General features: G+C 62.8%; 11 protein-coding genes. 4 read left to right on the forward strand and 7 right to left on the reverse strand.

Going from position 1 to position 12,487, the window contains the following annotated elements; translation table 11 throughout:
* Positions 1-3: 3 nt before the first annotated feature.
* A complete protein-coding gene (locus AUR04nite_RS06140) occupies positions 4-1,422 on the forward strand; it encodes a YlbE family protein (protein ID WP_141363031.1) in 1,419 nt (472 codons plus the stop codon).
* Between the two features lie 51 nt (positions 1,423-1,473).
* Here AUR04nite_RS06140 and AUR04nite_RS06145 read toward each other — a convergent pair whose 3' ends face one another.
* On the reverse strand, positions 1,474-2,751 hold the full coding sequence (locus AUR04nite_RS06145) for a M15 family metallopeptidase (RefSeq protein ID WP_170184111.1): 1,278 nt from the start codon (positions 2,749-2,751) through the stop codon (positions 1,474-1,476).
* A gap of 279 nt (positions 2,752-3,030) precedes the next feature.
* Between AUR04nite_RS06145 and AUR04nite_RS06150 the strand changes: the two genes are divergently transcribed.
* On the forward strand, positions 3,031-3,540 hold the full coding sequence (locus tag AUR04nite_RS06150; RefSeq protein ID WP_141363035.1) for a GNAT family N-acetyltransferase: 510 nt from the start codon (positions 3,031-3,033) through the stop codon (positions 3,538-3,540).
* Positions 3,541-3,570: 30 nt separating this feature from the next.
* Here AUR04nite_RS06150 and AUR04nite_RS06155 read toward each other — a convergent pair whose 3' ends face one another.
* A complete protein-coding gene (locus AUR04nite_RS06155; RefSeq protein ID WP_141363037.1) occupies positions 3,571-4,167 on the reverse strand; it encodes a dihydrofolate reductase family protein in 597 nt (198 codons plus the stop codon).
* Between the two features lie 121 nt (positions 4,168-4,288).
* On the opposite strand from AUR04nite_RS06155, the gene AUR04nite_RS06160 reads away from it, so the two are divergent.
* A complete protein-coding gene (locus tag AUR04nite_RS06160) occupies positions 4,289-4,765 on the forward strand; it encodes an SRPBCC domain-containing protein (protein ID WP_141363039.1) in 477 nt (158 codons plus the stop codon).
* A 54-nt stretch (positions 4,766-4,819) separates the two neighbouring features.
* On the opposite strand, the gene AUR04nite_RS06165 is transcribed toward AUR04nite_RS06160, so the two are convergent.
* From AUR04nite_RS06165 to AUR04nite_RS06175, 3 genes are all read right to left on the reverse strand, one after another.
* On the reverse strand, positions 4,820-5,278 hold the full coding sequence (locus AUR04nite_RS06165; RefSeq protein ID WP_246055405.1) for a MarR family winged helix-turn-helix transcriptional regulator: 459 nt from the start codon (positions 5,276-5,278) through the stop codon (positions 4,820-4,822).
* Positions 5,262-6,398 (reverse strand): LLM class flavin-dependent oxidoreductase, encoded by a 1,137-nt coding sequence (locus tag AUR04nite_RS06170; RefSeq protein WP_141363041.1) that lies wholly within the window; start codon positions 6,396-6,398, stop codon positions 5,262-5,264. Before AUR04nite_RS06170 ends, AUR04nite_RS06165 begins: the two co-directional genes overlap by 17 nt.
* Positions 6,399-6,528: 130 nt before the next feature.
* Complete coding sequence (locus AUR04nite_RS06175) at positions 6,529-6,765, reverse strand: hypothetical protein (protein WP_141363043.1); 237 nt, start codon at positions 6,763-6,765, stop codon at positions 6,529-6,531.
* Between the two features lie 84 nt (positions 6,766-6,849).
* Between AUR04nite_RS06175 and soxR the strand changes: the two genes are divergently transcribed.
* A complete protein-coding gene (gene soxR / locus AUR04nite_RS06180) occupies positions 6,850-7,335 on the forward strand; it encodes a redox-sensitive transcriptional activator SoxR (RefSeq protein ID WP_141363045.1) in 486 nt (161 codons plus the stop codon).
* A 66-nt stretch (positions 7,336-7,401) separates the two neighbouring features.
* On the opposite strand, the gene AUR04nite_RS06185 is transcribed toward soxR, so the two are convergent.
* On the reverse strand, positions 7,402-10,788 hold the full coding sequence (locus AUR04nite_RS06185) for an efflux RND transporter permease subunit (protein WP_141363047.1): 3,387 nt from the start codon (positions 10,786-10,788) through the stop codon (positions 7,402-7,404).
* A gap of 177 nt (positions 10,789-10,965) precedes the next feature.
* Entirely contained in the window at positions 10,966-12,459 is a 1,494-nt protein-coding gene (locus tag AUR04nite_RS06190; protein ID WP_141363049.1) for a malate:quinone oxidoreductase, read from the reverse strand.
* Between the last annotated feature and the right edge of the window lie 28 nt (positions 12,460-12,487).

A 12,487-nucleotide genomic window follows, 5' to 3' on the forward strand; every position in this document is an offset into this window, starting at 1 on the left:
GAAATGACCAACCCGCTGTTCAATTCAAAACTGTCGGTGATCAATGTCGGCCTGCAGATGTTCGCCGACGACCTCGCCGCTCAGGGCACTGACGTGGCACACCTGCAATGGACGCCCCCGGGCGGCGGCAAGCCGGAGGTCATCGCCGCCCTGGAGAAGCTGGCGCAGCCACAGACCGCCGCGAAGATCGAGGCAGCCAACGCCGAAGTGGTCAAGCGCATCACCGAAGCCAAGCCGATGCTCGTGGGCTACGCCAAGGCGCTGGACGTGGTCCCGGGAATGACGCCCACCACCATCCTGCATGCAGGCCCACCGGTGGCCTGGGAGGACATGTCCGGCCCCATGAAGGGAGCCGTCACCGGCGCGATCGTCTTCGAAGGACTGGCCAAAGACCTTGCTGAGGCCGCGGAAGTGGCGGCCAGCGGCAAGATCACCTTCTCGCCCTGCCACGAGCACTCCTGCGTCGGCTCCATGGCCGGAGTGACCTCCGCATCCATGTACATGCACGTGGTGAAGAACGAAACCCACGGCAACTACGCCTACACGAATCTCTCCGAGCAGCTGGCAAAGATCCTGCGCATGGGCGCCAATGACCAGTCGGTCATCGACCGCCTAGTCTGGATGCGCGACGTCTTCGGCCCCATGCTGGCAGAAGCCGTGGAAATCACCGGACCCATCGACCTGCGCCTGCTGCTGTCCCAAGCCATCCACATGGGCGACGAGGCGCACAACCGCAACGGCGCCGGCACCCTGCTGCTCTTCCAAGCTCTGGCCTCCGGCCTGCTGCAGTCCTCCTTCAGCACCGAAGCGAAGAAGGAAGTCTTTGACTTCATCGCCTCCTCGGACTACTTCTCCGGACCTACCTGGATGGCCACCGCCAAGGCATCACTGGATGCAGCGCTGGACGTGAAGGGCTCGACCGTCCTCATCACCATGGCCCGCAACGGCGTGGAGCACGGACTGCGCGTGGCGGGCCAGCCGGCCGACCGCTGGTTCACCGGCCCTGCTCAGCAGGTTATCGGCCCGATGTTCGCCGGCTACAAGCCGGAGGACTCGGGCCTGGACATCGGGGACTCGGCCATCACCGAAACCTATGGCTTTGGCGGCTTTGCCATGGCCGCGGCCCCGGCGATTGTCTCGCTGGTAGGCGGCACCGTGGAAGATGCCACCGCCTACAGCCTTGAAATGCTGGAGATCACCACGACCACCAACCCGAACGTTACCATCCCGGCGCTGGGCTTCCTGGGCCTGCCCACCGGCATCGACGTGCGCAAGGTGGTGGAGACCGGTATCCTGCCGCTGATCAACACGGCGATCGCACACAAGGAACCAGGGATCGGAATGATCGGCGCGGGCATCACCCATCCGCCGATGGAAGCCTTTGAAAAGGCCATCGTGGCGCTCGCCGAAGAGCTGGGCTAGGAAGAAGGCCGGGCTGGGAAGCCCGGCTCACCCCAGCCTCGTACTACCCGGTCAGCACCGCGGCTTGCTGCGATTAGTCACCGGGGTCCACACCCAGCGGCCGTTGTGCCACACCTCGTCGCGGCGGTTCTTCGCATTCCACTGCGAGTAGACGACGCGCTCGCCGCAGGTGATCGTTCCCACCCGCTGGCCCCCTGACTTGCTGGCCCTGTCATAGGTGGCGCCGGTTTTCTGGGCGTAGCGGTACTCGGCTGCTGGCTTGGTGCGGTTGGTGTTTCCGCTCCACACCCAGCGGCCGTTGTACCAGATTTCGTCGCGGCGGTTCTTCGAGTTCCAGGTGGCGAACTTGACCTTCGCTCCGCGGTGCAGCGTCCCGACCTGCTTGGCGGTTGCCTTGTCCGCCCGGTCGTAAACGGCGGCAGTCTTCTGCGCGTAGCGGTACTCGCTTGCGGGCATGGTGCAGTTGGTGGCGCTGGTCCACACCCAGCGTCCGTTGAGCTTGACCTGGTCCCGCCGGTTCTTTGCATCCCACTTGCGGTACTCGACCTTGGTGTACTTGCGGATCGTGCCCACTTTCTTTGCGCCGGACGTGCTGGCCTGGTCATAGACGGCGCCGGTGTACTGCGCATAGCGGTACTGCTTCTGTGCGGCGGCCACGCCATAGTAGTGCTCCAGGGTTTTGGCTCCGGAGGCCTTATAGCTGTTGGCCAAGGATGTTCCTACATAGCGGAAATGCCACGGTTCATAGGCATAGCCGGTGACTTTTTCCTGGCCCTTGGGATAGCGCAGGATGAAGCCGTACTTTTGTGCATGCTTGGCCACCCAGCGGCCCACGGCAGTGTCTTCAAAGCACTCTTCCAGGGCGCAGGCGCCGCTGTAGTTGCCGACGTCCATGGCCAGACCGGTCTGGTGTTCGCTGGTGCCGGGAACTGCGGAGATTCTCGAAGCGTATTCTTTGCCGTAGAGCTTGGTGTAGTAGTTGAACAGTTCAACCTGCCGTGCATAGGAGCGGTAGCCGCTGACGGCCTTGATCTGCACGCCATCCGCCGCAGCCGCTTTGGCCATCTTGTTGTAGGCCGAAGCCGCCTCGGTCTGCAGCCGAACGCTGGACCCGGAGACGGCCTTGGTTGAGGGTACGTAGTTCTGCGGCTTCAACGGGTACTGCTTGTTCACGAACACATCGACCCGGCGTGGGTCGCGATGCATCGCCGCACTCGCCGGGGCAGCGGCATGGGAAATATTGGCGCCCTGCACGCCGCCGGCAGCGGCATCCATTGAAGCGTTGGCCGGAAGGGCCGGAAGAACGGCCGCCAGAAGTGCGCCGCTCAAGGCAAGGGATAACAGGGCTCTTCGCTGTCGACGCATGGTTGTCCTTTGATCGGGGCAGGGTGCGCAAGCCTCATTGGACCATTGTTCGGCCGTTGAGGCAACCTTTTAGTCATGCGAAATGAGAATTGGCGTCATGCCGGGTGCGCTGCCATGCCACGGATTCCGGTGTACTGCTGAGCTGGGCAGGGCTAAGAAGTCGCAGGGGAAGAGCGCTGACGTCCGTTACTCCAGTCGCCGTTGAATTTTTGATGTTAATCCTGATTTGGTAGGTTAGCCAACATGCAGATTCGTCCGGAAGTTTATGATGACCGAGCCGCCGTCTACGCGGTCACCCATGCTGCCTTCGCTGGACTGGACCCAATGGTTGAGCCGGAAGAAGTCGGCCTGCTGCAGCGGCTTTTCGACTGCGAGGGGTACGATCCTCGGTTTTCCATCATCGCCCGGGACGACTCTGCAGTCATCGGCCATGTGATCGCCACCTGGGGCACGGTGGGGGAGGAGCCGCTGCTGGGTCTGGGCCCCATTGCCGTAGCGCCGGAATACCAGCACCGCGGGGTCGGATCGATTCTCATGCAGCACATTCACGACAACGCCAAGAACTTCGGGCTCAGCGGCATCGTCCTGTTGGGATCTCCCGGCTATTACCGCCGCTTTGGCTATGAGACTGCCACCGGGCATGGCATTCATCCCAGCGACCCAAGCTGGGACGAGCACTTCATGGTTCGGGTCTTTGACAAGGACAAGCTGCCTGCAGGCAACTACCGCTACGCGGCACCCTTCGGCTGCTAGGAGCGCGGGCCGAAGCGGCCTGTGATCAGCCTAGTCCTCGGCGCGGCGGTAGACCACGTGCGTCACCAGGTCGGTGGTCCGCGAGGATACCGGTGTGAACTTCACTGCAGGGACCTGTGGGAACAGCCGTTCACCGGCGCCGAGGGTGACCGGTGCAATATGAAGCCGCAGCTCGTCAATGAGGCCCGCTGCCAGGAACTGGTTGATGGTTGACGCGCCTCCGGCAATTGCTACGTCCAGGGATCCTGCTGCGGCTTGAGCCTGCCGCAACGCGGCATGGATGCCCTGGTCGACGAAGTGGAATACGTTCCCGCCGTCCAGGTGCAGCGGCGCCCGCACGTGATGCGTCAGCACGAACACCGGAGCATGGTACGGAGGATCCTGGCCCCACCAGCCATTCCAGGACTCTGCGTAGTCACCGGGCTGCGGGCCGAACATGTGCCTGCCCATGATGAACGCCCCAGCGGCGGTGATGGCCTCTCGTTCGCTGGTGTTTTGCGCGAGGCCTTCGAACTGCCAGCGGTGAAGCTGTTCGCCGCCGCGGCCCAGCGGCTCATCCAAGCTCTGGCCTTCTCCGGCGACGAAGCCATCCATGGAGATCGTGACATCGCAGACTACCCGTCCCATGCCCGTGCCTTCCTCTCAGTTGCTGGACTGTGGCGTCAGGATAACAGCAGCTAGCGGCCCAGTGGCTGGCAATCTTCTAGTTTTCCTTGTCTACCCAGCTGGGCCGGGGTAGAAACGATACGTGAGCGAAGAAACAGAACTCAACGAGTTGTCATTCAGCATTGGCGGATATATCTCCAAACCCCGCCATCAGGTTTATGAGGCTGTGGCGGATCCCGAACAGCTCTCCAAATACTTCACCACCGGCGGGGCCCAAGGCCGGATGGAAACTGGCGGCACCGTCACGTGGGATTTCCATGACTTCCCCGGAGCGTTCCCGGTCCAGGTGGTGCGGGCTATACAGGATGAAGAGCTGGCCTTTACTTGGGGCGGCGACTCCAGCGTGAACAGCAGCGGCCAAAATACTGTGACCTTCACCTTCAAAGACGTGGATAACGGAACACGCACCAGGGTGGAAATCTCGGAATCTGCGTGGCTGCCCACCTCCGCCGGAGCTAAAGCGGCCTTCGGCAACTGCGAGGGCTGGGCCGGCATGCTGGCGGCGATGAAGTGCTGGGTCGAGTACGGCATCAACCTTCGGGATGGCTTCTACAAGTAGCGGCAAACAGCAATGGCGGCGGAAGGATCATCCTTCCGCCGCCATTGGTGGTTCCTAGGCGACTGCTTCGCGCAGCTTGCCGGTCAGCCGCTGCATTTCGCGAAATTCTTCTTCGCTCATGGCATCGCCCAGCAGTTCATGCAGGTGCTTTGCATGCTGCCGGCCGATCTCCTGCTGCAGCGCCAGCCCCTTCTCGGTCAGCGAGAGCAGCAGCGCCCGGTGGTCGTCAGGGTCCGATTCGCGGGTAATCAGCCCCTTGTCTTCCAGCCGTGTGACCATGCGGCTCAGGCTTGGCTGCGAGATCAGCAGATTCTGGTTCAGGTCTACCAGCCGGCTGCGTCCGCCGGGGCAGAAGCGCAGGTTGAACAGCACATCATATTCGCGCATGGACAGCGAGTTGAACTCTTCCATGGCGGAGATCTTGCGCATGACTGCTACCTGCGCCCTGAACAGCGATTCCCAAGAGTCGAGAGTGACCTTGAGAGATGCTGTTGTTTTACTGGTCCCGGTCACTGACCTCTGGCTCCTTAGGTGCGTTTGCCTTTTCGGCTTCCAGTTTAGCGTCGCGAGCAGCGACCAGGCCTGCGTGGGTAGGGGCAGGGGTCAGGTCTGCCGGGGCGCGTGAAGCCATTTCCTTGCGCAGCTCAGGCAGCACGTATTCGCCGAACATGTCCAGCTGGTTCAGCACGGTCTTCAGCGGCAGGCCTGCGTGGTCCACAAGGAACAGTTGGCGCTGGTAGTCGCCGAAGTACTCCTGGAAGCTCAGGGTCTTCTCTAGCACCTGCTGCGGCGAACCGACGGTCAGCGGGGTCTGAGCGGTGAAGTCTTCCAGCGACGGGCCGTGGCCGTAGACCGGGGCGTTGTCGAAGTACGGGCGGAATTCCTTCACTGCCTGCTGGGAATCCTTGGCCATGTAGAACTGTCCGCCCAGGCCCACAATGGCCTGGTCTGCACGGCCGTGGCCGTAGTGCTCGTAGCGTTCGCGGTACAGGCCGATCAGCTGCTGGTAGTGCTCCTTTGGCCAGAAGATGTTGTTGGCGAAGAAGCCGTCGCCGTAGTAGGCGGCGATCTCTGCTACCTGCGGGGTGCGGATCGATCCGTGCCAGACGAATGGAGCGACGCCGTCCAGCGGGCGCGGGGTAGCGGTGAAGTTCTGCAGCGGGGTGCGGTACTTTCCTTCCCAGTTCACTACCTCTTCATCCCACAGGCGGCGCAGCAGGTTGTAGTTCTCCACGGTCAGGTTCACTGAGTCCTGGATGTTCTTGCCGAACCATGGGTAGACCGGGCCGGTGTTGCCGCGGCCCAGTACCAGGTCGGTGCGTCCGTTGGACAGGTGCTGCAGCATTGCGAAGTCTTCGGCGATCTTCACCGGGTCGTTCGTGGTGATCAGCGTCGTGGTGGTGGAGAGGATGATGCGCTCGGTCTGGGCCGCGATGTAGGCCAGGGTGGTGGTCGGCGAGGAGGAGAAGAACGGCTTGTTGTGGTGCTCGCCGATGGCGAAGACGTCCATGCCGATCTCTTCGACCTTCTTGGCGATCGCTACCTCGGCGTCGATGCGCTCCTTCTCGGTGGGTACGCGGCCGGTGGTTGGGTCGCGGGTGATGTCGCTGACTGAGAATACTCCGAACTGCATGCCTACTCCTTGTGGTTTCGAGAACTTGCGTTCTGTGCTTGCTCTCTAATTTATATGCGTATGCATGTAATAACAAGTTGAGGCGTCAATTATTCCCCGGGTTCTGCCGTGGCGTTCATCACCCGCGTTTCTATCGAGCCAGCGGGATGAATCCTCCGGAAAGAATCAGCGACTGCCGCTCCTGTGGGTGAGGCGGTGCACTGTCGGTATAACCGCAGCCGCAGTCCCGCTGCTGTCTGCGCAGTGCGTGCAGCTGCCGGCTAGCCAGCCACAAATCGACAAGGGAAGCGGCAAGGGGAAGTGCGGGGATTAATGGCTTGGCGAAGTAGAGTGGCGCATCGCAGGGGCTGGTGGAAATGACTGTCATGACTGGTCCTTTCGTTGTGTCAGCAACCAGTCAACAAGCTCTAGTTAGCTTGAGCTCAAGCGGGGAGCCGGAAATAATGGCAGCATGTCCTCTGCCCAGCACTTGCCCAGAAGCCAAATCCGCATTGGAGATCTTGCGCGCCGCGCCGGGGTCACCGTGGCAACCCTTCGTTTCTACGAGTCGCGGGAACTGATCTTTTCTACCCGCACCAGCGGCAACGTGCGGATTTACCCGCTTCATACTTTGCGCAGGGTGGCAATCATCGCAGCCGGCCAGCGCGTGGGACTGACGCTGACACAGATCGCCGAAGCGCTCGCCGACCTCCCCAAGGACCGCGCACCGTCCCAGCAGCATTGGGAAGAACTGAGCAGCAAGTGGAAGATGCTGGTGGACCAGCGCATCGCGCAGCTGCATTCCCTGCGTGACTCGCTGGATGGCTGCATCGGCTGTGGATGCCTCTCCACCACCAAATGTTCGCTGTTCAACCCGCAGGATGAAGCGGCGGCCGAAGGGCCCGGATCCCGGTGGATCCGAAACTTCGATGCCGACTTCGGCCCGCACGAATCCTGATCCTCAACGCGAGGATAAAAGAAATGCCGCCGCCCGGATGGGCGGCGGCATGACAACCAGCAGCTGCTACGGCTGCTGTGGGTCCTGGTCCTTCATCATCTGCTCGAAGGCCTTGCGCTCCTTGCGCGAGACTGGCATCTGGCCAGTTTCCGGGTTCAGCACCGTAGCCGTCGTGGAAGCGCTGGCCGAGGAGTCTGCCGGTGCCGGACTTGGCTCCTTGCTTGGCGTGGGTTCCTTCACGGCTTTTTGTTCCTTACCGGGCTTCTGCTTCTTGGCGGTGTCGACGCTGCCGAGGTTCGGGGCCTTGCCCAGATGGCCGGTGGCCTCATCCAGGACCGCGCTCAGCGCCGGCGCCGATTCCACCGCGAACTTGGCGTGGCGGCGTGCGGCGCGCCGTGCGGCGTTCTTCTCCTTGCGCGATTCGATCAGGCGGTAGAGGACCGGAACCAGAATCAGGGTCAGCAGCGTGGAGGTTACCAGGCCGCCGATCACCACCACCGCCAGCGGCTGGGAGATGAAGCCCGACTGGCCGGTCAGGCCCAAGCCCATCGGCATGAGCGCGAACACGGTAGCCAGCGCGGTCATCAGGATTGGGCGCAGGCGCTGGCGGGCGCCCTGCATAATCGCCTGCTCCAGCGGCATGGCGGCCCGCTCAGGGGTGTCCAGCCGGTACTGGTTGATCAGGTCGATGAGCACAATCGCGTTGGTGACCACAATGCCCACCAGCATCAGCATGCCGATCAGCGAAGGCAGACCCAGCGGGATGCCGGAAATCAGCAGCAGGCCGATCGCGCCGGTGGCGGCGAACGGGATAGAGACCAGCAGGATCAGCGGCTGGATCAGTGACTTGAAGGTCGCCACCATGATCACGTACACGATCGCCACCGCCGCCAGCAGCGCCAGGTAGAGCTGCTGGAAGGAATCCGCCTGCTCGGTGGCCGCGCCGCCAATCTCGGCGGTCGCGCCCTGCGGCAGGTCCAGTCCCTCAAGGGTCTTGGCCACCGCGGTGGAGACGTCGCCCAGCTTGTTCTCCGCCGGGGTCAGGCTGACGGTGGCAATGCGTTCGCCGTTGGAGGTGGTGACCTCCTGGACTACCTTGCTGCGCTCAACCTTGGCCAGGTCCTGCAGCTGCACCATTCCGGTGGCGGTGGGGATTTCAAGCTTCTTGAGCTTGTCCACTGAGTCAAGCTTCATGCCCTCGCCGACCAGCACCTTCATGTCGGTGTAGTCAAGGCGCAGGGTCCCTGCCGGAACGGGGGAGACTTGGGAGGCGACCAGTCCCGAAAGCTGGGTTTCGCTCATGCCCGCCTTGGCGGCCTTTTCCGCGTCGATGTCGATGGACACCTGCTCGCGCATGGCCGAGAGGTTGTCGCTGATCCCGGTGATGTCTGCGGTGTCCTTCAGGCTCTCGCGCACCGCGGTGGTGGCATCGCGCAGGATCTTCTCATCCGGAGCCTTGATCTCTACGGTGATATCCGAGCTCATCATGGAGCCCGAGTTACTGCCGAAGTTCAGCTGCGTGTCCTTGCCCAGGTCAAGCGCCTGCACTTCGCCGCGCACGGTGTTTGCAAGCGCTTCCTGGTCGGCATTCTTGTCGGTGATCAGGGTGAAGTTCGCGGTGTCGGAGCCGCCGCCGAACAGCGACGCCATGCCCGAGCCGGTGCCGATTCTCATCTGCACGTCCTGTACGCCCTCGATGCCGCGCACCGCGGCCTCGATCTTCTCCGCTTCCTTCTGGGTGGTTGCCAGGGAGGATCCCGAAGGCATGGTCTGCTTGATGGAGATCGTGTTCTCTCCGGTGCTGCCCAAGAGGTTGGTGTTCAGCAGCGGGGTCATGGCCACGGTGCCTGCAAGGATCAGGATCGAGGCGAACAGGGTGATGACCGGGTGGCGCTGGGTGCCGCGCAGCACCGGGGTGTAGGCGCGCTGCATCCAGGACTTGTCCTCGGCGGCATGCGCTGTATGGCCGGAGGCGGTGCCCGGGCGGTGCGGCAGGAACCAGTAGGCCAGCACCGGCACGATGGTCAGCGCCACCACCAGCGAGGCCAGCAGCGCGATGGTCATGGTCATGGCGAAGGGGCGGAACAGCTCGCCGGCCATGCCGCCGACCAGTGCCACCGGCAGGAAGACCGCCACGGTGGTCAGGGTCGCGGCGGTGATGGCGCCCGCCACCTCGCGCACCGCCAGCAAGATTGCCTGCAGCTTAGACTCGCCGTAGGACAGGTGGCGCTTGATGTTTTCGATGACCACGATCGAGTCGTCCACCACACGGCCGATGGAGATGGTCAGTGCGCCAAGGGTCAGCATATTCAGCGAGTAGCCGCCGGCGTACATGCCGATGAACGTGACCATCAGGGACAGCGGAATGGAGATCGCGGTGACCAGGGTGGAGCGGATGGAGAAGAGGAACACCAGGATCACGACCACGGCGAAGCCCAGGCCCAGCACGCCTTCCAGCGCCATGTGGTCGATGGAATCGGTGATGAACGGCGCCTGGTCGAACACGTTGGTGATCACCGCGCCGTGGCCCAGCTCCTCCTGCAAGCCCGGCAGCAGGTCGTTGACCGCCTGGGAGATGCCGACGGTGTCCCCGCTAGGGGTCTTGGTCACGGCGATCGACAGGGTGTCCGCGCCGTTGGTGCGGGTGATGCTGGTGGCCGCATCGGCCTTGATCGAGATCTTGGAGACGTCCTTGAGCAGCACCGGTCCGCGGTCGGAGACCAGCGGGATTTCGCCGATGGCCTTCAGGGTGTCGGGGGCCGAGCCGGCGATCACCGGCAGGGTCAGCCCGTCGGTGTCCATGGTGCCGATGGGCATGGGGGAGCCGGCGTTCTCGATGCCATCGGTGATGCCCTTGACGCTCAGGCCAGCCGCGGCCAGCTTGGCATCGTCTGGAATCACCGAGATGTGCTGGCTGGCGCCGCCGGAGACCGAGGCTTCGCGCACCCCGTCCAGCTTCTGCAGCTTCGGGATCACGATGCGGCTCACGTCGTCATGCAGCGCTTCGAGCGACTGGTCGGAGGCCACCGCCAGCTGGATCACCGGCAGGTCGGCGATGGATCCGGCGATGGCGCTCGGCTCCACATCCTCGGGCAGGTTCGGCTTGGCATTGGAGATGGCGCGTTCCACCTGGGCCCTGGCCCGGTCCATGTCCGTGCCGTACTCGAAGGTCAGCGCGATGCGCGTGAACCCGGAAGAGGAAGTGGCGGTGGAGGACTCGAGCCCTTCAACCGCCTGCAGCGCCGTCTCCAGCGGGGCGGCGACCTGCTGGTCGATCACCTCGGGGCTGGCGCCGGTCTGGGTGGCCATGACGGAAATCTGCGGGAACTCCATAGAGGGAATGAGTTCCTGTTTCAGGCTCGTCATGGAGAAGACGCCGAAGACGGCGATGAAGACCGATATCAGCGCGATCAGCGCCCGGTTCTTAAGTGACAAAGTGGCCAAGCGCTGCATGCGGGTGTGGTCCTAGCGGTGTCGGGAAATAAGGCTCGCTATTAACTCTAGTTCGTTGTGTTTAGACAACCGAATAATCTTGGTGGAATCGGACCGAAATCATCCGTTGTGCGTATTTCGGGTGGAGAAACGCCAAGGGCCGCTCATCAAGTGATGAGCGGCCCTTGGCGCGGTGGACTAGTTCAGTCCCAGGGTCTTGTCGGTGGCTGCCTTGACCTCGGCGTAGAGCGCAGGGTTGTCGTTCAGCTTCTGGCCGTAGGAAGGGATGATGTCCTTCAGCTTGGTCTCCCAGCCGCCGGCGAATTCCTTCGGGAAGCAGCGCGAGAGCAGGCCGATCATGATCGGGGTGGCGGTCGAAGCGCCTGGCGATGCGCCGAGCAGGCCGGAGATCGAGCCGTCCGAGGAGGTGATGACCTCGGTGCCGAACTGCAGGACGCCGCCCTTCTTGGCGTCCTTCTTGATGACCTGCACGCGCTGGCCGGCGGTGATCAGCTCCCACTTGGAGCCGTCGGCCTCTGGGAAGTACTCTGCCAGCGACAGGTCCTTCTTGGCGCGGGACTTCAGGACTTCCTTGATCAGGTAGGTGGTCAGGGACATGTTGTCCTTGGCCACTGCCAGCATCGGGATGATGTTGTGCGGGCGCAGCGACAGCGGAAGGTCCATCTGGCCGGTGGACTTCAGGAAGTTCATGGAGAAGCCGGCGTAAGGGCCGAACATCAGCGAGCGCTTGCCGTCGACAAAGCGGGTGTCCAGGTGCGGCACCGACATTGGAGGAGCGCCCACAGATGCCTGGCCGTAGACCTTGGCGTGGTGCTGGTTGATGATGGTCTCATCGGTGCAGCGCAGGAACTGGCCGGAGACCGGGAAGCCGCCGAAGCCCTTAATCTCGTCAATGCCCGACTTCTGCAGCAGCGGCAGTGCGCCGCCACCGGCGCCGACGAACACGAACTTTGCCTTCACTGTCTTGACCGCACCGCTGGCGTTGTCCTTGATGGTCAGTTCCCAGCCGGCACCGTCGCGCTTGAGGTTCTTGACCTTGTGGCCGAAGTTGATCGAGGCGCCAGCTGCGCCCAGGGAGTTGGTCAGGTCGGCGGTCAGGCGGCCGAAGTCCACGTCGGTTCCGGAGACTACGCGGGAAGCTGCAACCTTCTGCGACTGGTCGCGGCCCTTGGCTACCAGCGGGGTCCACTCGTTGATGGTGTCAAGATCGTTGGTGATCTCAAGTTCGTCAAATAGGGTGTTCGGCTTCAGCGCCTCGTAGCGGGTCTTGAGGTACTTGGAGTGGTCCTCGCCGATCACGAATGACATGTGAGGCAGCGGGTTGATGAAGCCATTGCCTTCAACGCGCTTGTTCTCAACCGCCCAGGAGAAGAACTGGCGGGAGATCTGGTACTGCTCGTTGATGCCGATGGCCTTGGCAGGGTCTACCGAGCCGTCGGCCTTGGCGGCGGTGTAGTTCAGCTCGCACAGTGCCGAGTGTCCGGTGCCCGCGTTGTTCCATGGCGAGGAAGACTCGAGGCCTGCCTTGTCCAGGTTTTCGTAGAGGCCGATTGACCAGGTTGGCTCCAGCTGGTTGATCAGGGTGCCCAGCGTGGCACTCATGATACCGGCACCGATTAGGACGACGTCAAAAGATTCGGTTGACGTTTGTGAAGGCACGAGGAACTCCATCGACAGTGGTACTTTGCTCTAACCCAGA

This window comes from Glutamicibacter uratoxydans, from assembly GCF_006539925.1.
Taxonomy (GTDB): domain Bacteria; phylum Actinomycetota; class Actinomycetes; order Actinomycetales; family Micrococcaceae; genus Glutamicibacter; species Glutamicibacter uratoxydans.